Annotated in this window: 17 protein-coding genes and 4 pseudogenes; 10 read left to right on the top strand and 11 right to left on the bottom strand. The window is 54.2% G+C overall.

The genetic code is table 11. From position 1 onward, the window contains the following. On the top strand, nt 1–205 hold a 205-nt coding region (locus IAG25_RS39850; protein WP_304502705.1), incomplete at its 5' end, for an IS4 family transposase. Between the two features lie 95 nt (nt 206–300). Then, nucleotides 301–649 (top strand): annotated as a pseudogene (locus IAG25_RS39845) (transposase); the annotation flags it as partial. Nucleotides 650–951: 302 nt separating this feature from the next. Here the strand turns inward: IAG25_RS39845 and IAG25_RS39840 are convergent. Together IAG25_RS39840 and IAG25_RS39835 are read right to left on the bottom strand one after the other, a co-directional pair. Continuing rightward, nucleotides 952–2,433 carry a hypothetical protein gene (locus IAG25_RS39840; protein WP_187609745.1) on the bottom strand — a complete coding sequence of 494 codons (1,482 nt, stop codon included), beginning with the start codon at nt 2,431–2,433 and terminating at the stop codon, nt 952–954. A 547-nt stretch (nt 2,434–2,980) separates the two neighbouring features. After that, entirely contained in the window at nt 2,981–3,502 is a 522-nt protein-coding gene (locus tag IAG25_RS39835) for a hypothetical protein (RefSeq protein WP_187609744.1), read from the bottom strand. Nucleotides 3,503–4,387: 885 nt separating this feature from the next. Here IAG25_RS39835 and IAG25_RS39830 point away from each other — a divergent pair. After that, a protein-coding gene (locus IAG25_RS39830) for an IS5 family transposase (RefSeq protein ID WP_187609743.1) occupies nt 4,388–5,199 on the top strand; the annotation gives its coding sequence in 2 pieces (ribosomal slippage) (nt 4,388–4,736 and nt 4,736–5,199; 813 coding nt in all). 5 nt (nt 5,200–5,204) lie between these two features. Here the strand turns inward: IAG25_RS39830 and IAG25_RS39825 are convergent. The 7 genes from IAG25_RS39825 to IAG25_RS39795 all read right to left on the bottom strand — a co-directional run bounded on the left by IAG25_RS39825 (nt 5,205) and on the right by IAG25_RS39795 (nt 12,164). Then, nucleotides 5,205–5,648 carry a hypothetical protein gene (locus IAG25_RS39825; RefSeq protein WP_187609742.1) on the bottom strand — a complete coding sequence of 148 codons (444 nt, stop codon included), beginning with the start codon at nt 5,646–5,648 and terminating at the stop codon, nt 5,205–5,207. Nucleotides 5,649–5,856: 208 nt separating this feature from the next. Next, nucleotides 5,857–6,441 carry a type III secretion protein gene (locus IAG25_RS39820; protein WP_187609741.1) on the bottom strand — a complete coding sequence of 195 codons (585 nt, stop codon included), beginning with the start codon at nt 6,439–6,441 and terminating at the stop codon, nt 5,857–5,859. A 17-nt stretch (nt 6,442–6,458) separates the two neighbouring features. Then, nucleotides 6,459–7,967, bottom strand: coding sequence for a type III secretion system translocon subunit SctE (gene sctE / locus IAG25_RS39815; protein WP_187609740.1), 1,509 nt, complete (start codon nt 7,965–7,967; stop codon nt 6,459–6,461). 290 nt (nt 7,968–8,257) lie between these two features. Beyond that, nucleotides 8,258–8,815, bottom strand: coding sequence for a secretion protein EspA (locus IAG25_RS39810; RefSeq protein ID WP_187609739.1), 558 nt, complete (start codon nt 8,813–8,815; stop codon nt 8,258–8,260). A 584-nt stretch (nt 8,816–9,399) separates the two neighbouring features. After that, the gene (tnpB, locus tag IAG25_RS39805) at nt 9,400–9,948 is read right to left on the bottom strand and encodes an IS66 family insertion sequence element accessory protein TnpB (protein WP_187609738.1); all 549 of its coding nucleotides are present in this window, start codon (nt 9,946–9,948) and stop codon (nt 9,400–9,402) included. Nucleotides 9,949–10,144: 196 nt separating this feature from the next. Further along, nucleotides 10,145–11,514, bottom strand: a protein-coding gene (locus IAG25_RS39800) for an IS3 family transposase (RefSeq protein ID WP_255504335.1) whose coding sequence is annotated in 2 segments (ribosomal slippage) — nt 10,145–11,037 and nt 11,037–11,514 — 1,371 coding nt in all. Because the reading frame shifts where the segments join, the coding sequence is not laid out codon by codon here. A 170-nt stretch (nt 11,515–11,684) separates the two neighbouring features. Further along, entirely contained in the window at nt 11,685–12,164 is a 480-nt protein-coding gene (locus tag IAG25_RS39795) for a response regulator (RefSeq protein WP_222946866.1), read from the bottom strand. Between the two features lie 607 nt (nt 12,165–12,771). On the opposite strand from IAG25_RS39795, the gene IAG25_RS41905 reads away from it, so the two are divergent. From IAG25_RS41905 to IAG25_RS41895, 3 genes are all read left to right on the top strand, one after another. Then, on the top strand, nt 12,772–12,954 hold the full coding sequence (locus tag IAG25_RS41905) for a transposase (protein WP_255504333.1): 183 nt from the start codon (nt 12,772–12,774) through the stop codon (nt 12,952–12,954). A gap of 106 nt (nt 12,955–13,060) precedes the next feature. Beyond that, on the top strand, nt 13,061–13,492 hold the full coding sequence (locus tag IAG25_RS41900; protein ID WP_255504332.1) for a DDE-type integrase/transposase/recombinase: 432 nt from the start codon (nt 13,061–13,063) through the stop codon (nt 13,490–13,492). A 65-nt stretch (nt 13,493–13,557) separates the two neighbouring features. After that, entirely contained in the window at nt 13,558–13,791 is a 234-nt protein-coding gene (locus IAG25_RS41895; RefSeq protein WP_309244025.1) for an IS3 family transposase, read from the top strand. 390 nt (nt 13,792–14,181) lie between these two features. Here IAG25_RS41895 and IAG25_RS39785 read toward each other — a convergent pair whose 3' ends face one another. Next, a complete protein-coding gene (locus tag IAG25_RS39785; RefSeq protein WP_187609736.1) occupies nt 14,182–16,971 on the bottom strand; it encodes a two component system sensor kinase in 2,790 nt (929 codons plus the stop codon). Between the two features lie 170 nt (nt 16,972–17,141). On the opposite strand from IAG25_RS39785, the pseudogene IAG25_RS39780 reads away from it, so the two are divergent. Continuing rightward, nucleotides 17,142–18,203: pseudogene (locus tag IAG25_RS39780) on the top strand (transposase). 1,697 nt (nt 18,204–19,900) lie between these two features. Then, nucleotides 19,901–21,508 carry a hypothetical protein gene (locus tag IAG25_RS39775; protein WP_187609735.1) on the top strand — a complete coding sequence of 536 codons (1,608 nt, stop codon included), beginning with the start codon at nt 19,901–19,903 and terminating at the stop codon, nt 21,506–21,508. 541 nt (nt 21,509–22,049) lie between these two features. On the opposite strand, the gene IAG25_RS42425 is transcribed toward IAG25_RS39775, so the two are convergent. After that, complete coding sequence (locus tag IAG25_RS42425) at nt 22,050–22,286, bottom strand: FxLYD domain-containing protein (protein ID WP_222946865.1); 237 nt, start codon at nt 22,284–22,286, stop codon at nt 22,050–22,052. 584 nt (nt 22,287–22,870) lie between these two features. On the opposite strand from IAG25_RS42425, the pseudogene IAG25_RS39770 reads away from it, so the two are divergent. Both IAG25_RS39770 and IAG25_RS39765 read left to right on the top strand, forming a co-directional pair. Then, a pseudogene (locus IAG25_RS39770) lies at nt 22,871–23,062 on the top strand (transposase); the annotation flags it as partial. 35 nt (nt 23,063–23,097) lie between these two features. Next, a pseudogene (locus tag IAG25_RS39765) lies at nt 23,098–23,263 on the top strand (IS110 family transposase); the annotation flags it as partial.

The raw sequence follows: 23,263 nt of genomic DNA, 5'->3' as shown, positions 1-23,263 counted from the left end.
CGCATTGTATTGCCGCGTACACAACACGACGACGTTGCCTGCTCGGCTTCCAACGCTGACGCAGGTCGTGCTATGGATCGCAAAACTCGGCGGTTACCTCGCGCGCAAGCATGATCGTCCACCCGGGCCAACCGTTATGTGGCGCGGCTTTCTCGCTCTGCACGAGATTACGGAGATGTACCGCATCTTCAGGCAGAACGAATGACCTTATTTGTGGGTAAAGACGAGACTCAAAATGGTGGGAACCACTTTGGCGTCTCAGATTGCACAGATCAAGACGGCCGCGCCGCGACGCTTACGCGCATGGCATGGTTCCGGCGCCTCCCCCGAAGCCGGCGTGATTGTGCATCGCGACCGTGGCAGCCAGTATTGCAGCGGACTGTTCCCGGACACGCGAGTATGGCGTGCGTCCGTCGATGAGCCGGTGTGCCGATTGTTGGGATATGCGCCGACCGAAAGCCTGTGGGGTTCACTGAAGGTCGCTCGACTGCACGGTCGGCACTTCGCGACGCGGCGCGCTGCGATGGATGAGCTCGTCGACTGGCTTGGTTTCTGCAATGCCCGCCGACTGTATTCGACATTGAACTACGTCAGCCCCATGACGTTCGAGAAGAATTGGGTCGCCGCTCAGCGAGGACAGGCAGCCTGATAGATTCAGCTATGGGATTCGCCAGACAGCGGCAAGGTTAGTCGACGTTGACAACCATCCACGGAAGCGGGTCACCCTCACTTCGCTAATTCATCTGTTGATTTGGTTTTCATCAGACTTGCTATTAGAAACGTTCTGTAACTATTAGAAGCGCCTTGCTGGTATTGGATTTGCAAGCATTTAACTGAGCCCAACTCAATCGGCCCCGACTGCCGGTCAGACCGTGTCCCAGCTAATACTAATACGTCGACCTGTGATCGCCAATCAAGGCAATCATCACTTGGGTAGACGGTCGAGCTCCATCAGCCGACCGAAAATCTTCCTTTTATAAAACCATCCAATTGGACGAATGCGTGACCCGTTTGCTCCTTTGCAATAGCGTCCTTTATACCTCTTATCTGTGAACGATTCAACCCTAAGTTCAGTAGAAAGCGAACTGCCGTGCGCCGTCGCATGTGAAGGCCGTCGGCCGAAGAGGATATACGCGCGGTCGCCCCACTACAATACTGCCCAATTCTCTCCAAAGCCAACTTGCCTTTCCCTACTCCCGATACCTTTTCCTCTCGCTTTCCTCCCGAAAGATGTTCCAACAATATTGCAGCCGCGACTTTGCTCGAATTTCGAAACTTAGGATCATTACAGAATTGGTGTTCAACCTCATACAGAGAATCTTTATTAAGAGAATCTAAAGTACTCATCTCCGCATTTTCAACTTTGACCGATCTTCGTTTCTCTGCAATAGTTTCGATTAACCTATAGACGGCACAGCCCAGTCCCACTGCTCCCAGAATCGCCGCAACAACCGGCAAAACGCCGGTTGCCACGCCGCAGACAATGAGTATGCCAATAGTCATCGTCGCAACACCATATACGATGCGTGCATACGAAAAAAAATTCATCTTTTTTTTATCTCCGACAATGTCGGCTCGAGACGAACTCGCAATACGAACCATATCGGTGTATATTGATCGAACATTCTCCAACTCAGATTTCAAATCGCTCGTGTCTTTTTCGGACCCAATCCCGCTAACGACGTCGATGTATCGATCTTGTCTAGTCACGTCATTTTCATCTGCCATGCTCGCGATTTGATTCAGGTCGACTTTCTGATCTTCCGAACTAATAAAGCTAACAAGTCTCGCCGCAACCGAGCTAGATATCCTCGTCTCATTCCGGTGTCGGATTAATTCGACGGCACCGGCAATGACATCGAAGGCCCCCATCACGCAAGACAATACGCTTGCTATGGTCTTTAAGGTAGCGTCAGCAACACCCTTTAGGACCTCGTAACCAAACAAAAGGCAACACTTTTTGCCAAGAGCAATTACATTATTAGTAACCTCGAGGAGTTGAATCACGCCATCTCGAAGAAATATAATAATGGCCGAACCATTTTTAACTCTGAAATCCCTCCATTCTTGCTCGGCTCTCAGAAGTTCAACAGACGTAACGTCTTCCTCATGGAGCGCTTCGTCACTGCGCAACCTTTTTACTTCCGCGGCAATTTTCCTCCCCTTCATCTCCAAAGCGACGAAGTCTACCGCTACAAGTCCCACTTCCGTGGCTCCGAATGCCGCGCACCCCGAACCGAATCCCGTTCCCATCAAATCGGAGCTCGCCAACCCGCCATCAGGATTCACGAGACTCGTCACGCCAACTATCGCATCGGCGCTGGTGACTTCACACCATCCGGCGTATCCTGAAACTAGTGCTACATCTCGTCCCAACTCGCAATGTTGTGGTTTGGTGCTAACTGGCTGCGTAGCACTCTTGAAGATGCGCACGTTGATTCCTCTTTTTAAAAATGGCGATGGTTAAGATGTCTTACTCGAACTCGATTTTACTGTTACACATTCGAAGACAGGCTGACCGACCGCACCGCAACCAGTGCCTCAACCAATCTGGGTCATTCGTGCTGGAGCGGTACTTGTCAAAATCTTGAAAGGCACGATACTTTGACCAAAATTCTCGACGCCGCTGGTCCTTACAGGCGAAACGCATTGCGTCGCCACCTAACCGGTATAAAAACGATAGAGTATCTTACAAGGCCTAACCTGTTCAACAGCAAGTTAGCGGAAGACTCATGCGGCCACCGCGGCTTGCAACCATGACGAAACTAGATCCCCAGTTATATTGCTGATTCCGCTTAAACTTCGCATCGGCTAGCTGTCGGTCGGCCCGATGACAATATTCAGGATCGACCGACAAAAGCACGGGAAAGGAGTCTTGCAGATCACGCGGTCTAACAACATCATACCGCCGACCGAGTTGGAGGAGGCGGGCCCGCCTCGCGAGTCGATGGCGCGGCGACCCCTACACTGCAAGCGATTGTTACCTGCCCATTATGTCGGCACTTTCGGCTCCATTCTTCCTCTCGAGATATGCGACCTCCGCCTCCAATGCGTCACGGAATTGTTCAAGAGTCATATCGTCAATCCTGGCACACTCATCTCCGCAAAACAATACTCTTACGTCTAGCTTGCAGTCGGGTCCAAACGACCCACAAAAATTGGTGCCGCTAAGGACCTGCTCGACAGACAATTCGTCACGCTCGCAAGAAACGCCGACAGGGCCCGTACCAGGGCCACGAGCCTCACACCGAGACTTCACTGCTTCGCAAAGCTCCTTGACCGCTTTTTCCGCAACCCTCTCTTTTTCTTCCATGATAGATAATTTGGCGAGAGCGTAGACGCCAAAGGTCAGTATCGACAAAACAAGATCCTTGATGCCACCTGGATTGCCAAAGCTCTTCGCGCGGTGCACGATCTTCGGGTTGCCATCTGTTATATCCGCTCGCAATCGCTGAGAATCGAAAGCTCTTGAAAACGTACTTGCACTTACCGGGTTCGTCATACGCTTATCCTCAAGTTCCGTCGCAATTAAAGGGCAACCACCGCAGACGCCATACCGACTACAACTAAATAGTCGTTACTTTACAAAATTCGGCCGCGACTTACTTTTGAAAACAGTGATACTTTCTTTAAATAAGGTTTTTTGGAGAATCGTTAGGTCGAGCCAACAATTGTGTGCAAACCACGCGTAGATGAGCGCGAGCACCCGATAAACCCAGGCTTGATTGCATCTCCCGCCGTCAGCCCTTTCGACTACTCGCTATAGACTTTGTCGCCCGGCGTAGTGCCACCATGTACCGCCCAATTTGCCGCCCGCGCCGTGGCTCAACTTGGTCGCTTCGATCATCGGCCCGATAGGGTGCGCTCCTCGACTGGCATCTGTGCGGCGGCGTGTTCGTCAAACTGAACCCTTACGACCGCCTCGATGCGATATACGACAAGACTGAGCGACTAAAGGGGAGCATTAACAGACGCTAACACAATGAGGTTCGCAGTGATCGTCAGCATATGGTGCAGGGAAGCGGTCTCGCTCGTTCGGACGGCCTTCTGTGATTTTTGAGTGGAGCGGTCCGGTGATTGGCCGGAACGAACTCATCCAGCTTGGACATCGTGACCATCGACTCGGTGTAGCCATCCGCTCCGCGCGTCGTCTTGGTCTCGCTCGATTCCCTGAATTAACGTTCGCCCCTCCAGCCCGGAGAGGGTATCTCAACAGCCTGCTTGATTTTGCGCCCCCGCTCGACGAACACGTTGTCGCGCCAACCTCCCTTGCCGTCCATCGGCAGACGGGGGCCTGGCCTAAGAACCCTTAACAAAATGAACGAAGGGGCTGTTAACTCTCGATGAATGCTGTTAACCTTTTCATTGTTTCGACGGTGAAAAGGACATGACCAAGCCGCTACTCGACGACGAACTGTGGGCACTCATCGAACCGTTGCCGCCCCCTCCCAAACTACGGCGAACCCGTTATCCGGGGCGCAAGCCGCTCGAAAATCGTGCGGTGCTCACCGGCATTCTCTTCGTCCTACAAACAGGCCTGCGTTGGGACCTATTGCCTCGCGAGATGGGTTGCGGCAGCGGCATGAGTTGCTGGCGTCGCCTACGTGACTGGCAAGCCGCAGGCGTCTGGGAGCAGTTGCACGAGGTGCTGCTTGCGCGATTGCGCGCAGCCGACCAAATCGACTGGTCTCGCGTCATCGTCGATTCCTCTTCAATCCGCGCTGTGGGCTCAGGTCAAAAACAGGACCGAATCCCACAGACCGCGCGCGACCCGGTTCAAAGCACCATCTCATCACCGAAGCGCAGGGCATCCCGCTCGCGGTGATTCTGACCGGCGCAAACCGCAACGACGTCACTCAACTGCAAGCGCTGGTCGAGGCAATTCCGCCAATCGGCGGCAAGCGTGGCAGACCACTATCGAAGCCTCGGGTCGTTCAGGGCGACAGAGGCTACGACCACGATAAATACCGACGTCCACTGCATGCCGCCGGCATTGCAACCGAAATCGCTCGACGTGGTCAGCCTCATGGTAGTGGGCTCGGCAAAACACGCTGGGTTTTGGAGCGGACCATCTCGTGGCTTCACAACTTCCGCCGACTGCGCATCCGCTTCGAACAGCTCGCTTTCATCCACGAAGCTTTCCTCAGAATCGCCTGCTGCATCATATGCTGGCGACACCTGCAAAAGTCATTCTGTTAACACCTCTAAGACCGTCTCGGCGAACGCGCTCGCTGTGAGCTTACTGCATTGATCGGTGGACTCACCATGCCGAGCTGGCCGTTCCTGCCCACAGGCTCCAAAAGCGCGCGCACACGACACGGGCCAACCTCGTGGCGGAGTTGGCGCACTTGCATCACGGCTCCCGAAAGCAGATCCTCCGGATGAAATTCCTCGATCTGCCGCATCAACACTTTGTTGGTTTCGCTGAACGACTGTCGTCGGCAAAACGCGCTCGATCCCGCGATCCCGACAAGCAGAACTTGGTGCGAAACCGACAATTCCTCGCTCCGTTCGATCGTCGCTTTGCGTTCAGCAATTCTCCCTTTTTCAGAGCGCTGCTGACGAATGTCTTCGCTGGCGATACGAGCGAAGTAATGAGAGTGCTCGTAGGTGACCACACCAAGAGGCTTCGCGACCCGCCACTCCATGGCTCGTTTTCAGACCGACGGCTATCCGAGCGTCTGGGCATTGCTGCCCCGTTGTCACGAACTAACCTAGGTGCGGTCGTGGACAGCAATACGCGGCGATGTGCTGCATCGCTTTCATTGAATCTCCGCAGGGCGGCGCCGGCCAATCAGCTTGACTCAGATACGCGCGGCACTTGTCCTGGAAACGCCAAACATTCAAAGATCCACACTACTGACGAACACTTGTAATGCGATCGTGAGCATGGACAAGAGAGTCCAGCATCTGACGCAAATCGGACGATGCTTTGAGCACATCACCAAGAGTTGAGTCTGCGACCTTCCTTAGCTGCTCCGCGGTGCTGTGCTGATAGCCCCCGATCGCCTGCTCTTCCTGACTTTCGCGAGACCACTGATTGGCAGTTCCAACGCTCACCGCCCCCTCTATTGCAGAACCCGCGCCCCGGCCGATATCGGCTACCGGGGGTAGTTTACAGCCAACGGCGCCGCCTCCGATTTGTACCACACCGCTCGCAATCTGTGCCCATGCTTGAGCATTCTTGCCATTGAACTCCTTTTCGATGGCACTCATTTGTGTCTTGATTGACGTAAGTTCCATTTTGAATGTATTCAGCTGCTGGGTTTTGTTATACTCCCGAAGAGCGTCGCGTAGCTTTCCAAACAGCTGCCCTAGACTGACCATGAGCTCATTGATCAGCGCAATGGCTTCCGTACTACGCGAGTCGGATACATTCTGGAGTTCTAAACTGCTAACTGCAGAACCTCGGGTCTCAACAAATTTGATTGTATTACTCATGATCTTTTCTCTAAAGGTTAAGCAATGTTGTGAGCTATGTTGCTAAGCATCGCGCCTACCTTGTTCTGGCTTTCTGACGCATTCGCCAATACCATGCCAGAATCTTCTAGGAAGTGGCTAATGTCTTTTCGTATCTGCTCTTTGCGCTTCTCGAACTCCTCGATGAAGAACTGCACGAAGCTGCTATCAACTGTTAATTGTTGAATCATTCGCTGCACCTCGGCACGCTGTCTCCCAATCTCGCCCTGCCCAACCGAATTCGCGCCCTGGAGCCCCCCCCGAACACCCGCCTTGATGCTATTCCGAGCGTTCATCATCGCCGCTAGAAATACCTGGCGCATCAGGTCCAACGTAACTTGCTCTACAACTCGCTTTATTAACTCATCCGCGGCGACAACTGTCACATCCTTAAGTGCGCGTTTCGCGACGTTCTCAGTTGCCGCGCTCACGATTTTCTTGATCGCCTGTTCGCTGAAAGCCGCGATCAGATGATTTTGGCCCATGAAACGCAAACTTGATTCAGCGAGCGTCTTCTTCACCTCGTCTGTAACGCGCTGCGCAACGACCGTGGCGATTTGTTCTGAAACGTCTTTTATTAGCTCCTTTGCCGTCGTCTTCGCAAGGGATATCCCCTCTTTGCCAACTGCACCCATAATCGCACTACGACCAGAGTTGAGTGCGTTACAAAGCATCTCGCCAGCTCCATCTTTCAACACCGTCTCAGTCGTGTTGGCGATCGATTTGGTGGCCATGACACCACGACCGACGCTTACTATGTCTACACAGACGCCTGCAATTTCGAATGCCAACTGTATCTTGCCCGCGACATCCGCAATCTCGTGGAGCTCTTTCGCCGACTTCTCGTCGGCCCCTAGGGCAATTGTCTCAACGATCGCTTTAACTAGTCCAGCGCAACCCGCAGCGATGTCCATGGTCCCGCCAGCGAAGTCTCCGCAAATGAGCTTGGCCGCTCCGGTAGCCACTTCGGCTACGGATATGATCCAATCCACAACTACGTTGAAGATTGCCGCCTCTTTTGCCTTCTGAGCATCCAGAATCGACTTGTCGACCTGCTTGCGAAGTTCTTCATTCTGGAGCTGACGAATACTCTCCACGCCTTTAGTACGAATCTCAAGTGCCAGCGCCTTCAGCCCTGCCATATCACCCAGCGCTTTTACGCCCAAGAGCGAGGCGGCCAAATTCATTGCCTCCATCGGAGTATGCTCTAATTGAGCAACAGTGACCGATTTAGAGAGCTCACTGCTCCCGAACGACGAAAGAATACGATTTAGCGCAGCCTCAGCTACGCGAACCGTAACCAGTTCGCTAGACCGCGCCGGAACCTGAGGCATTAAATTTGGGCGACCGCTATCTGTTTGGTCGTCGAGGCCATCGAGCCGCTGCCAGGCGCCTCGTGCTAAAGCACCGGCACCGACAGGAGAAGCGAGGCTCATGGTATCGACGGCGTGCGATGTTGATACACCGACGGTACTGCTCGAATTGGTTCGAATGATGGGAGCATTCATATTAGCGATCTCTTAGACAAAAGGCTCCTGCGCAAAACGTTAAAACGCACGATGCGCGAGACCCGTGCCAGTCTTACCTGTAACTTCTACACCAGCTCCCAGTCGATCGTTACCAATAGATCGGTTGGCCGGCGAGCCATTTATCCAGTCGACCCGGCCGCGCTTCTCTCGGCGAGCGGATCTCGTAGATCGTAGACTTAGTTATGTTTAGCGTTTTAACAAACATTGAGACGTGCCCCCTCGACCTGTGAACAAGGATCCGAATGCACCGCCACAAACCCGGTTCAGCTTTACCGAATGCTTTCCGCAACTCTCTTGCTCGCCTCTGCAACCATGCTTTGCATAGAATTGATCATCGAAACGCAGACGTTGTACGACTGTAAGTATTTTTGAATCTGCAACTGAGCCTGACTAACAAAATCAGAACATCGACCAGAGTCTGATTCCAGCGCACCTTTCACCACCTCCAAATCACCCTTCGATAATTTTAGGCCCGTCCAATCTCCATGGCTTTTAATATAACTCTCAATATCCTCATTAGCAGTTATCATAATTTTATTTTGCTTCAGATACTCCAGCACCGACATCGGAATATTACCTTTTTCATCTGGCTTACTCAGTTGAGCAATAATCGCATCCACCTGATTAGCCACCTGCTGCGAGTTACGCGAGCGGTCTGCCTTGTAGCTCATTTGCTCGTATTTCTGTTGAGCTTGGTCAGTGTATAGATTCATAAACTTGTATAAGACGGCTATGCCATCGGACGTGATCGATCCACCGCCATACGTCGGCTGAGCGGCGCCACCAACCAAATTGGCCGCATTAACTTCGTTAATCTGGACTGCCATGACAACTCCTTATGTCGATAGTGAAACAGAGTAAGCATCGGAAACTGCTTCAGACAGTTACTTCTTCGGCCCGTTGGCAAGTTCACATGCGCCCACCTTACAGAGCCATTAAGCCGCAAGATCCTAAAACTCGCATTGGGCCGCAGTAACCTACCTTACTTCCGCCGGAGCACTACTTCCGGGAGCTTCCGGAGCGGTCGCTTATTTCCCTAGCGAGTGAATGCATCTTAATTTGCGGAGCTGAGATCATCCTTGGAAAAATGACGGAGCTTTTTCTCTTTCGGAAGGTTGCTTTTGCTCAGATTATTCGCCACCGCAACTGAATTGTCGTCATTTTGTCGTAAGATTTATGCTGTTGCAGGCTGCGTCCCTTATGCCTGACAGCAGCCGCCCAACGTCGGTTCTGAAACGCCACGGAGAATGCCTGAGCAGTCCAGTTCCCGATAATCGCGGTGCCTGGTCGCACTTCACATAGCAATGCGTGCGACGCAAGCGTGCCTGCACGCCGCCTTCGCGGAGGTGTCTATGCGTTGTTCGCGCCCCACGGCATGAACCCGACGAGTCAATTACGCCCCCTCGATGCGTCAAATTACTCGTATGACGCCGTTCTGACCGATGCGTTGCCACGGTCCTCCCAATACCAGACCTGCTAGCTGTTCGTGCGAGAATGCGTGGTGCTTTGATTCAGGGCCAGAGCGCGGCCAGACGAATTGCCACTCATTCAGCCGTAGCGCTGCCAGCCAGATGCCGATGCCGTCGTGGACGAGAACCTTCAGGCAGTCGGCGCGGTGGTTGGCAAAAATATAGGCGTGGTGCGGATGCGCGGCGCCGAACATCTTCACGACGCGCGCCAGCGCCGTGTCGAAACCGGCTCGCATGCCCAGCGGACCGACGGCCAGCCAGATCTCATCGACGTGGATCACCGCAGCCCACTCGCGCAGCCACAGCGCGCACTGCGCGGTTTCGGAGACAGGCCAGCTCGCCGATATCGACTGATCTCCCGCCGCACTTCGACGCGAATCGCGGTCAAATGGGCATCCTTTGCCTCGATAACATCGGGACGAGCGCTGGCAGCGGTGCTGATTCAGCTTCTGCCGGACGCCCCGGCAACCGCCTTGGAAGCCTGCCTTCATCCTGATCAAAGCCAGCGGCGCAATAGATTCGCGTTAAGCCGATGTTCCAGCGCGACCGCAGCAACTGACACGCCACAGACCTGGCAAGCGGCAGCTAAAGCGCCGACGACGCCGACTTGCTGACAGCGCTTGTTCCTCGATAGTGTTCACGTGTCCGCTTATTTGAACCGAACCCACAAAGTTGGACGACTGATGGCTATGCTGGAGCGAAACGAACGCGATATTCGACGGGACTCAGCCCCTTAAGCTTCAGCTTGATACGCTCGTGGTTGTAGTAGTGAATGTATTCCTTCAGGCCTTCTTCAAGGTCGTCGAGATCGCGAAACTCGCTGGCGTAGTAGAACTCCGTCTTCAGGGTACCGAAGAAACTCTCCATTGCGGCATTGTCGAGGCAGTTTCCGCGCCGGGACATGCTCGGCGTAACCGTGTTCTGCTTCAGCAAGTGACGGTAGGTGGAGAGACGATATTGCCAGCCTTGATCGGAATGAAGCACCGGTCGATCTTTGGGCTTCAGCCTGGTGAAGGCTTTTCGAAGCATTGTCCCAACCATATCGAATAGGGGACGTCTTGCCATCTCGTAAGAGATGATCTCACCGTTGTAGAGGTCCAGTACGGGCGACAGATACAGTTTTCGGCCGGAGATGTTGAATTCGGTCACGTCGGTCGCCCATTTCTCGTTAGGCCTCTTTGCTGCAAATTTGCGCTGGAGTAGATTGGGCGCCGCACGACCGACCTCTCCCCGAAATAGGCGGAACTTCCTGCCCCGAAGACATGACTTTATCTGCATCTGCCCCATCAGCCGCCGCACCGTCTTGTGGTTGATTAGCATGCCGCTCTTGCGGAGAACCATCGTGATTCGTCGATACCCATATCTGCCCTTGTGTTGCTCGAAGATCTTCTGAATGCTAGCCTTGACGGCAGCATACTTGTCGCTCATCTGCAGCGCCTTCTGCTGGTAGTAAAAGGTGCTTCGAGGCAGGCCGGAAGCTCTCAACAGGCCCGCGAGCGGGTACAACTGCCTCAGCTCAAGCACGATTTGCGCTCGTTCTCTTGCGCTTGCCGTTTGCTCGCTCGAACCGAGGCGTCGAGTTTTTTTAGGTACGCGTTCTCCAGACGAAGATAGTTCAGCTCGTCAAGAAGCTCTTCCCGGCTACGTACCGCGTCGCCGGGCTCCGCTGGTTGGGCATTGGGCTTGGGTTTCTTCATCTTCTTACTGTGACAACCGCTGGAGCCAAAGGACAGCGCCTTAACGCCCCCCTCCTTGTATTGACGCTCCCAATTACCGATGACATCGGATCTACGTATGTCGAACAGCGCGGCTGCTTGACGATATGACAGACCGTCCTCTTGGACGCGCGCTAACACAGAAAGCTTGAAAGACGCTGAGTAGCATTGTCTTCGCTTCGCTTGCAGCCCACGGGCGCCATGCGCCTTGTAAGCAGCCACCCATTGCCTGAGGGACGAAAAGTCAACGGCGTGACGCTTCGCGACTGCCCTCAGGCTTAAATGGCCTTCACAATAATCCTTCGCTGCGGCGAGCTTGGTCCGCTCATTATATTTTCCCATAAACCCCTCACGGTTGATGTCCAACCTTTGGGGTTCGGTTCAATTTCGTTACGTGGACACGATACTCCCAAGCTCTCCAATGGAATCAAGCTGAGTCGCCTAGCCGCTTACACGGCAGCGGCACGGTTGCGCCAACCCTCCGCCACCAGCCTCGACACCTGACGTTCCCGTTACATGAGTGCTAACTCCGACACCACGCGCTCCCGAACGCCAGCTGTCGCCAGTTTGAGCGCCGGATCAATATAATTCCTGCCTATGGCGGCGTGTTGAATCGCGGAAAGTGACACTTGCCGCGAGCTTGATTTGAGGACGAAGGCGAGAGCCCCCGCGGTAATTGCGGCACGGACCCATCGTTCGTCCGTGGAGGATGTGACGACAACAATGCGCAGCGTCTTCCAGCGGCGTATAAATTGATGAATGATGTCGCTACCGTCCATGCCTGGCAAGCCCAGATCCAAGAAAACCAAGCTCGGACTCAATCGTTGCCATGACTCGCGAACTACCAGACCATCGGAGACAACGCCAACTATTTCATAACATGGTTGATTAGACAGCAGGTTTCGAATGTCGTTTATAATAAGTGTGTGATCTTCTACAATCAGAAGATGAAGAGTAGGGGCGGCAGGAACGATAAATGCGCCTGAATCCATCTTCAAGACCCGCAGGCTTATTGAGAGTTACGCCTCGGCGCAAAATTCGGTAGTTTTGCGGCGCAAAGATTTCCGATCCTGCCAAGACCGATGCTTTGCTTCAAATGCGCGATTACGGTGCTCACATTCCGTGTTCCGGCCACACGTTACTATCCTGCAGACCGGAACCTGGCTTAGATTATCGGTGGACGGGAGCTGTGCTCAAGCTTCGTGCCTTTCGCCGGTGCGTTGCTACTCCCGTTCTACACCCACAAGATTGTCTAGCGAAACCATAAAAGCTTTGGTACCGAATGGGGATGCGTTCAGCGCGTTACATCGAGTCTCGGATTGTTTTTGCAATGCATCGACTAGGTCGACTGCTGAAATATCGTATTTTTTTGAACAGCGGTAAAAGCAAACTCAACGAGGTAAGCGGGTGACATTGTCTACTATAAGCCTACCAAACGAGTCGATGACGAAATGTTCCTGTGGTACGCTTCCGCCAGGTAGCGCCCGGGACGCTCCCGATACCTGCGGTTTAGGATCGCAATTGCCTTTACGCTGAGCTTGCCCCCGAAAAACGAATCCCTTGCTGAGCGTTTAAACTCAAGCAAGGAGAATCAAGAAGATGAGCAAGACGACGCGGGCGCGCTACACGCTCGAATTCAAGCTGGAAGCGGTTCGGCTGGTCAAAACCGGTCGGAGCGTTTCGGCGGTGGCCGGCACGCCGGACGTGCCAGGGCAGTCGATTTCCAACTGGGTCAAGGCTAGCATGAAGGCAGGCTTGGCGGAGCGGGCAGGAAGCCGGTGAGCGCGGAGCAGATGGAGTTGTCGAGACTTCGCGCCTAAGTGGCGCGGCTAAAGATGGAGCGCGACATTCTAAAAAAGGCCTATGCGTACTTCACAAAGGACTCGACGTGAAATACGCCTTCATCGAACGAAATCGCCGTCACTGGCCGATTTCGGTGTTATGCGAAGTACTCGAAGTGAGCAACGACGCACTGCTGCTGCACATCAAGGCGATTCATGCGCATGTCAAGGGCGAATACGGTTGGCCGCGCATGTGGAAAGACATCGCGACGACGAACTCGAATCACAACTTGCCGATCGCGCCGGACCTGTTGGAGCCCAACTTCACGGCGGCAGCGCCAAATCAGGTCTGGACGAGCGACATCACCTATGTCGCGACGGCCGGAGGTTGCCTGTATCTGGCCGACATAATCGACCCGTTCAGCCGTCAGGTGGTGGGCTTGTCGATGCAACCACATATGAAGGCCGGGGCTGGTGACGGACGCGCTGCGCATGGCATGGTTCCGGCGCCTCCCCGAAGCCGGCGTGATTGTGCATAGCGCCCGTGTCCGCCGGTATTGCAGCGGACTGTTCCCGGACACGCGCGTATGGCGTGCGTCCGTTGATGAGCCGGCGTGCCGATTCTTGGGATATGCGCCGACCGAAAGCCTGTGGGGGTTCGCTGAAGGTCGCTCGACTGCACGGTCGGCACTTCGCGACGCGGCGCGCTGCGATGGATGAAATCGTCGACTGGCTTGGTTTCTGCAATGCCCGCCGACTGCATTCGACATTGAACTACGTCAGCCCCATGACGTTCGAGAAGAATTGGGTCGCCGCTCAGCGAGGACAGGCAGCCTGATAGATTCGGCTATGGGATTCGTCAAAAAGGGGCAAGGTCACAAAATCCGCGTTTTTGGTTCAATGTGGCGCATGAGAAAGGAACCTCCTCGGCCTGAATAGGGAGCACTTTCCGCCAGTCGCGATAGTCGCCGGTCCGAACAAGCCGGCACCTCGTAGTACGCGTGCGCAGAGCTCTAAAGTCTTTAACCACTTCTTCGATCGTCCCTGTTCTTCACCGACCTTCATTAGTGTCCTCACTCGATAAATCGAAACCATCGACGTCAAAATAGCAAGCCCGCGTCGTCCGCGAGCAACACTTGCGCCGAGCGTACAGCGTATTACGAACTATGCCCATCATCTAACGCATTGACGGAGACGGCCTTTTAGCACATCGACAACTGCGAGCCGCTCACGACATGAGTTCCTCGGAACGCTCTGAGCGATCCAACAACTCGATCTCGTCTTCAATCAATCGGAATACAGCCTCCTGGATATTCGGCTGCTGGAGTCCAGTCCCATTGAGATACGCTTCTAAATGTTCGATTGACTCGCAGAGCGATCGAAGTCCTGCTTGGCCCGTCAGGCCTTTAAGTGTGTGCAATAGGGAAAGGTATTTTTTCTCGTCTTGCGCCACAAACGCCTCTCTTAAGTCTTCACAATAGCGTTCCAATTCGCGGCTTAAACACAATGGACGGCCTCTATCAAAACCTAGCACGGGCTTTCCGCATTGAACGTTAGCTGCTAATTCCATCCCGCGCACTAATTGTAGATCGGCCGCGAGATCCAGCGCCCGCGCCAACATCAGCAACGTAACGGGCTTCGTCAGATACTCATTGAACCCTACGCGAAGAAGTCGTTCACGCTCACCCGGTTGAGCATTTGCAGTAACCGCGATGATGGGGCAGTCAGCGTCCAGCATGCCGCTAGCCTCGTCTCGCCACAACAATATCGTATCAAAACCCGAAAGACTCGGCATGCGTACATCCATCAATACCAGATCAAAAACATGGGAACGCCCCAACACCAACGCCTCCTCGCCACTAGCGGCCTCCCACACCTGATGCCCTTGAAGCCGTATCATTTGTCCGACGATTTCTCGATTTGTCTCAACGTCGTCGACCATTAGCACCTTCAACGACCATGCCGAAATTGGAACTTGCCCTTCGACTGGCCCGTCGTCAGAAGTCCCGTCTAGCAGAAGACGCTGCCGTAGTTTCGCCGGAAGATAAAGCAGTTCCGGTGAACTGAGTGCTTCGTTGTCGCCGACAGTAGGCCGAAAGCCCCAAGCACGTAACTGTGGATGCAAGGAAAGCGGCGCAGAAATGACTCCGCGATCGAACACCGACTGCCGCCTCCCTCCTTCGCAGGGCAGCTCGAGCTCAAAGCAGGCTCCGCGATCAACTGGAACTAAGTAGAGGTCTCCACCCAACAACTGCGCTAAGCTGCGTGCGATAGGCAGGCCGAGTCCACTTCCGATAATATGGTTGTCCAATTGCTTGAAGGCAACGAAAACCTCATCCCACCACTCCCGAGGAACTCCGGGCCCGGTATCGCGGACGCTAAAGTAGATCTTTCCATTCGCACCCCACGCCCGCAGTATGACATCACCTTCGGCCGTGAACTTAACAGCATTCCCAAGCATATTTATCAAAATCTGGCGGAGCCTCAGGCCATCGGTTACGATTATTGATGGAAAGCTAGAATCGGTCTCGACCCGAAGATTCAACGATTTTTTCAATGCGGGCAACTGGACATTAAGCATCGCTTGGTCAATTAGGATATAGGGGTCCAGCTCGTTCTGCGAGAGAACCATGTGCCCTGAGTCGATACGAGAAAAATCCAGAAGATTATTTATTATCTCCAACAAGTGATCTGCACATTTATGAGCAGTGTCTATCAGGTCACGTTGATGCCTGTTGAAGATCATCCTATTCAGTAGCGTCAGCGCACCGACGAGGCCATTAAGTGGCGTCCGAATTTCGTGACTAATACTACTTATCTGTTCGCTCTTGTTGATACTGGCCCGTTCCGCCCGACACTTGGCATCGTCCAACTCAAGCGTGCGCTCCGCCACTCTCGCCTCAAGCAGGGCGTATTGAGATTGCACAGCGTCGAGCAAGCAGTTATAGGCTTGGGCAAACTGACCCAGTTCGTCGTCCCTTTCCTGAGGCAAGCGTTGTTGTTGATCGACAACGTCCTGTGCTCGAATTGACTCAATGAAGCTAGTAAGCGGACGCCCGAGACGATGCCAAAGGATCAAATAGAGCAACACAATCAGCAAAACCAACATCGTAGCGGCCACGAGAATGCGTACCGGCACATTCTTCAACGCCATTTCGTTTAACAGGGCGGACGGATAGATGTAGATCATCCGCCAGCCAGTCGGAGTCAACGTCGTGCAACTTATTTGCATGCCTCCCGCTTGCCGCGGATGAACGTCGTCGCAGTTTAGCAAAGCAGTCGCCAAATCGAGACGCGTCATTTCAGGCACCGGCGTCAATGGCTCGCCGTGTTCGTCTAGCCAGATAAAAGCGACCTCGCTCACGACATCTAGGTGCTGTTGAGGAAAACTCGGAGAAAGTCGCACCGTAACGCCCACAATCGCACCGCTTTTAGGATCTCGACTTCCAACCGGAACATGCCATTCACCGCTCTCTGTCCGATATGGATCGCCCCAGATCAGATCGTCCCTGGCCTTCGTCTCGCGCAGCTTTGCGATGTTGCGAAGATCTCGACTGCCAGTCGCTGTACAGCACTCGGACGCGCTATCGGCTCCAGCTATTGCGAAGCCATCATTGAGCAACACGAAAGTGTCGACGAACTTTCCGATCCCCGCGTTCCCGTAGGTCTCGACGAATAACTTTGCGCGATCGATAAGATCGTCGCTGCCTCTAATGCTTGCCTCTTCTACGTATCGAGCCACCGGATACTGCCGACTAGCATTGTCGCTGCTTGGGAGCGTCTCCCAGCCTCTCAACAGTATGCGGATATCGTGCTGTATATTCTGTAGTTCCACATGTTGTCGCGCTACATGACTGCTGATTTCTGCCTCTAGGTGTTGGAGAAATATTTTTCGACTCCCTTGAAACTCAAAGGACAATGCAACACTTGCACTCGCGAACCAAAATATCGCCGCGACAGCACCCAGGGTTAAACTAAGACGGAAAGATAAGGACTTCCTCAAGGGCAACCGTTTCATAGTTAACTTCCTCGCTTCCTCATCAGTCAAAGGGAAGCTTTCACAGGCTGTTGAATGCCTTCCCCGCGGGTCAATCGAGCACGAAGGGCGAACATCGACAAAAAAAATCGACTGTTACAGAGACCGAAAGGATGCGCTGAGCAGACGGCTATACCCCGTCGATTTTCACAATGTCCCTGCGAGATGACTTCGTTCCGGTCAATCACCTGCTGCGACCGAAGCGGCCTTAGTTCAACGAAGCGCGCTCCCGCATGGACGCAGTCTTTTCGCAGATAAACGAGAGCGACGCGAGATGTAGTCGCTCTAGCTTCGCGCCGGGGATGCCGATTCATGCCTTGCTGTTTCAGGTGCTGTACTCGATTCGAAGCGAACGCGTGTTGATGGAGCAAATCTCCCCCAACATCCTCCTTCGCTTGTTCGTCGAACTGGCGACAGGCTATGAGACTCGGAGCCATTCCGCTTTCGCCGACGACCGAGACTGACTGATAGTTCATGATGTCATTGTGAGCCTGTTTTCCGAGGCGATGGAGCCTATACGCGTGCGCGATCATCCATCGGGAGCACATGTCGATGTGGACGGCGTGCTCACTCAGTATTGAGCTGAACACGAGAGCTTCGTGCCACGGCCGAAGCCTGATGACGACATGCCGCCTAACGGTGGTGTTGGCTCTCAAGAGAAATTGCATGGCGAGAGGCGTAGCAACGACACACATGATTGCGGCACAGGCGATCAATCCAGACGGTTCCGCGAAATTCATGGCATGGAAGCGATGCTTTGCTACATGAGGCTGGTGCTGAGCGACAATCGGTATGGCCCGTTGACGAACGCACAGGTCACGAAGGGTGACGGCTTTGCCGCGCTGGACGCCGCCGCATGGATGTTCGCCGACACCGCGCGATCCGCTAGTAGGCCTATTACCGTGGGTGCCGATAAAAACTAAGACACAGCTAACGTCGTCGCAGCGTGCAGCGCAAACAATGCGACGCTGTACATGGCGAAAAATGACCACTGGGGAGGCTGATCCGCCATCGATGCTCAAACGACATGACGGCTCGGCTACGGTACCAACCGGCACAAATGCGAATGCAATGAACAAGTGCTTGGTTGGACCAAAACATTCGCCCATAATCAACAGTCGATGTATAGAAGTCTGAAGCGCGCCGACCAACTCCTCCTGCTGACCCACGTAGCCTACGACCTGACCCGCACCCGTGCCATTCAAGCGGCATGAAAGCGAAAATGGAAGAAAACGCGACATTTGCAGCGCTTGAGTCAACGAAGTCCAGCGTTAGACCACTCGGAGTTCTTCGTCGCGCTAGCACTCTCGAATGAGCGAGCTCTGATCTACGAAGGACACTTATACACCTCAACAGCCTGAAAAAGCCGTCCGGCACGTTTTTCATTTAGTACTGCATTCCATCAAGAACCTGTCGCGCGGCCAACACCCCTATTAAACGAGCGAGAACGCATGAAGTAATCGCGACGTGGGCACAGTCGACGATGCCACAGCTATCAACCGCGACGACATGAAAAGCCACGTGCGCCGGCTCGTTGGACTTTCGTGATTCGCGCCCAACATCAACTGCAATCAAGGGGAGGGGCCATACCACGCCACACCAAAAAGGCGCCCTCACCCACACCATCTTAAGCTGGCCCACGACGTTGCGGAGAGTTCGACTTCGCCGCTTCGCGCACTGCAACTCACGCACTTCAGCGCGGAACTGCAATCCGATCAAGCGAGACAGCACTGGTAGTCAGCGCCGAATTTGCTCGAATATCACACGCGTTTTGTGGCCCAGTCTTCACAGACACCCCGAAATTCACATACACTTCCCAAAGATCGCTACACAAGCTTTAATCGTCGGAATTCTTAAAACATCTAAAGACCCGAAACCCATTTGAACATCAAGCCGGCGACAGGCGCTCCTCGAAGTGAGCTTCCAAACACCCCCTTCCACCTTGATGAACATCCCTCCTTAGATGCCTTAGTGCGACTCGGCGCAGCATCGCATGCGTATTAACCCCTGCCGCCGCTGAATAGGTTTGCCGGGTGACTCATCCAACGCACGAAATACACCGCACCGATACAGAGAATTCCTCTTTTATTCAAACACACCCAGACGTCCTGAAGCCCCCTCCAGAGCCACAAAGCCTCCAAAAATACATGACGAACCCGATTCAGTAGTCACCACCCACCAACCGTGCGCCGAGACTTTCGCCACATAGATAATCAAAGCAATAGCCATTACCTCCCGCACCGCACTTGCATGCCCCACATTCGAACCAAAGCAATCACCAAGCCAGAATTTACATTTGCGATGCCGAGCGCCCTTCCCGCAGATACTACCCCCGGACTAGGCACAACATCCTTAGCCTTGCCCCTACCAAAAGTGGCACATGCCAAACGCCCAATCACGCCCCATCCGTACAGCACGAGCCAACAACCAGTACGCTCACCAGCGCGCCCTATTCAGTTAACTGACAGGTCGCGCCAAGCCAGTTAATTAAATGCGTTACTTCATTATAACAAGCGCTTCCGCAACTGCTTTGCCAAATTTGAATCTACTTTCGATAAAAGCCAGAAAGCCTCAACACGCACAGCGACGAAATACCGCACTAACGCACAATTTCGACAGCGTCTGCAAGCGTTTGCTGTTCCTGCGGCAATGCATTTGCCTGTAGCTCCGCCCTTCCCGAATCTAGTAGCGTTGAAACTCGAGTTGGTCGGGGTGTGCCCGTGGCGATCTACAAACGGTGGAGCCACTTTACCAAAATGACTTTATGGTTTGACGCGTACATTTGCCCCGGGTCGAGCGTTCTCTACGTTCCCGCCGAGGTTACATCGAAGCTCTTCGGGGCCCGCATACGCTAGTGCAACTCAAATCATTCACCTTGGGAGGACTTATATCCGCCCCAGGAATCCGGTTGGTGTGTAAGAAAGAGAAAGGATATCCGAACGTGTCAGATGCTATAGGATTGGCCTCTCATCCGCGCAGCCTCCGCATTGAGCGGCCTTCATCTCAGGAGGACATTGCAGAAGCGCTCCAGTCGGTTGATTTTTCTGATTCAGACTCGATTCAGCGAGCCCGCGACAGCATCTGCTGTGCGTTGACGGTCGCTTTGTGCGATCGCCTGTTTGAGCACGATGCCACGCGACGCGCCTTCCAGCAAATCGCGACGCTCGCGCTGTCCAGCGAGGCGCATCGTCGGGGCTACGGCGAAGTCCAGGGACTGACGTCGCAGCATCTCCGAATGGCACAAGTCATACTGGTATCGCTCCTTTCGCCGATGGGAGTCAATGCCTTCGTCTCCGGAGAGTATAACCATGACTGTAATTACGAACGGCTGGAGTTTCGTTTTGAATCCGGTCGTGAGTCGATCGACATCCTGATGAGACTGAGTTTCCCCAAATCGGAGCGCAGCGATGATCTCAAAGGACTGCCCCTTGAGGGCGACCAGCTCGCTTCATCACTGGTTGCGACCGCGCTTCGTGAAGCGCACATTATTGATCCAGAAGGGCTTGATCCGGAGATTCAAGCTGCGGCAACAAGATTGAACTCACAAGATTCAACAAATGTGCGATCGGAGCATCTGAGTTCGCGGGAGATTTTGATGCAGACCAATCTACAGCCCGAAGCATGGTGGGTGGTTCGTAACCATCTGGCTCACAGAGACTTGGGAGCGATACGCTGCGTCACTAAGGCTCTTTCAACCCTCGATGCGCCTGAAGTAACTAAGGCTCAAGGGTCGACGGAGCGGGCGGCGAGCATGGCCACTCTCAACGATTTTGAGATACTCCTCGGAGACATCCGGAATCTACCGCCCGGATATCGGCATCGGCCCCTGGCCGAGCTTGCCGGCCTAATCTCACGCTTACCAATAAAGACGCGACTCGTAGTGTTCGAACGAACGCTGGAGGCTGTTGAACAACTCAACGTCGCCGACCGGGGCACACCGTCCATCGCGCTCGTACGCAGCATCGGACAGCTGCCCCGTGATTTCCGGCTCGCGGCCTATCTTCGGATGTTGGCGGGTGCTATGCAACTCAGCGTGACCGACCGGAGCAGAGCGCTAATTGTGCTCGTTGACAAGATTTCCGGGCTGCCCATAAGTCAGCGCCACGAGCCATTCGAGCAAGTCTTGAGGGCTGCCGAGCAACTTAGCGTGTCCGCGCGAGTCCTACCGCTGGTCATGCTCGCAGAACACACAATTTGGCTACCGCACGAACGGATGCAGAGAGCCTTCGAACTCGTGCTCGCGGCCGTTACGCAGCTCGACGTTGTCGATCGAGGCAGACCACTCCTCCGGCTCGCTGTGAACAGTGTTTGCTTGCCCCTAGAGGTTCGGCGCGGATCGTTCGATCAAATTCTCGCGGCCATTAAGCACCTCCATGTGACCGATAGAGAGCGCGCGCTAGACGCACTCGAAGCGCAAATTCAAATTTTTCGTTCAGCGGCGCCGAAAACATTCATTAATCATATCCGCGCTGCGCGTGTTCAACCTAAGGTATCTGACGGGTTTGATGTCCAGCTTTGAGAGAACTTGGCGTAACCCTGCGCACTTATTCGGGCCACGGCCGCGATACTCGAGCCCTGCAAATTCAGGCTTGCAATGATCAGGCGCTCCATAAGCGAGTCCTGAGCACCGTGTAGATTTCGTCGTTGAGTTTGGCTACCCTGGTGCCCACCAAACCAATGGACCGAACCCAAACACGTGAAAGAATGCGACATTACCTTCACGCTGGACATCGAAGTCCGGATGCGTGGCTGCGCTGCCGCCTTCCCTCCATCACAAACGAGACCTTGGCAAGCCGGGAACACCCCTGCCTGGTGTATGAGCGGTTGATGGCCGGCAACCTCAGGCAGCAAGCCGCCGCTGACCGGCTTGAATGGCTTGCACCGATTCGCCGTTCTTGAAGGCAATGCTCTCACACAACAGCTTGATTTGTTCGGGGTCGTTGATGCGGCACCACATTTTCCCACCTTCCTCCTCGAGGCGACGGTAGCGTCCCGCATAGAATTCCAAACGACTGAAAGGTGATGCCTGTATCGCTGCTTACCCCACGCGAAAAAGTAGACTACAGTGCGTCAATGGTTTCCACCCTTACCTCGGCGCAAGGAACTTGGCACGAAACGGTGAAGCGCGTCCGCGTACCAGCTGGCAGTGGGCCGACTGTCGCGTAGAGACTACGAATCCGCACGTTTTCGTTGTCATAGGCGCCCAGTTGTACGACGACAGTGTGTACTTCGCTCGATGTCCCATTTTCAATTTCGCCAGAAATAAGCCGGTCGTTTCCAAATCGGTTTGCAGCCATGCTCGCTATCGACGCTCTCACCTGCCCTTGAACTGCAAGTGGGGGGGGCAGACATGCCCCGAGCGTCAAGCTCAGACCGACTGTCAGCATAGCGACACCGAGAGTGCGTCGTCGCTTAGAAGACCCGCTGAGAATTACGATCATGTCTAACTCACTCCCCTATCAGAAACACGCAGCAAGATGTAACTCGGCGTCAGTCGAAATGACCACCGGACTCATGTGACTTCAGATCTCGGTGGATGGCCGCTCGTCAACGTCCCGAGCTGGTGCCCTTCAATTTCCCGAGGGCGAAGCCGCAATATACTTGTGACGGACCTCAGTGATATTTGCGCGTCGGCTAGAGCCGTGCGTAGTCTACATACACGCCCCGATTCGAGGCCATTCTATTATTCGGCAAGTGTCGCACACGTCTCATTTTTAGTCGAGCGAACCGTCCGAACTACGCACGGGAGCTTCGGGACCGGCTGGCAAAGCCTCCCGCTCCCAAGGCTATCTCTGAGAATGGCATCCACGCGAACATGAGCTGCGGCCAAAAAACGAATCCCTTGCTGAGCGTTTAACCGCAAGCAAGGAAAGTCAAGAAGATGAGCAAGACGAAGCGGGCGCGCTACACGCTCGAATTCAAACTGAAAGCGGTTCGGCTATTCAGGGCCGGCCAGAGCGTTGCGGCGGCGGCTGCGACGCTGGACGTGCCAACGCAGTCGATATCCAATTGGGTCAAGGCTGAGCAGGAAAACAAGCTGGGTGGAGCCGGTGCAAAGCCGGTGAGTACGGAGCTGTCAACGCCGACTGAAACCTGACCCACGAATCCTTCGCGACGTTTCATGCGTGCATAGTGGTCATGGAATCGTGTTCCGGTGCGCACCACCTTGCTCGCAAGTTGGCTCATATCGGTCATCAGGTTAGACTGATCTCGCCGCAGTTCGTGAAGCCCTTCGTCAAGAGCAATAAGAACGACTTTGTGGATGCCGAGGCGA

This window comes from Caballeronia sp. EK, from assembly GCF_014384845.1.
In the GTDB taxonomy this organism is placed as follows: domain Bacteria; phylum Pseudomonadota; class Gammaproteobacteria; order Burkholderiales; family Burkholderiaceae; genus Caballeronia; species Caballeronia jiangsuensis.
Note: the sequence above shows the minus strand (reverse complement) of the source record. Positions and strands in the feature narration are given on the sequence as shown.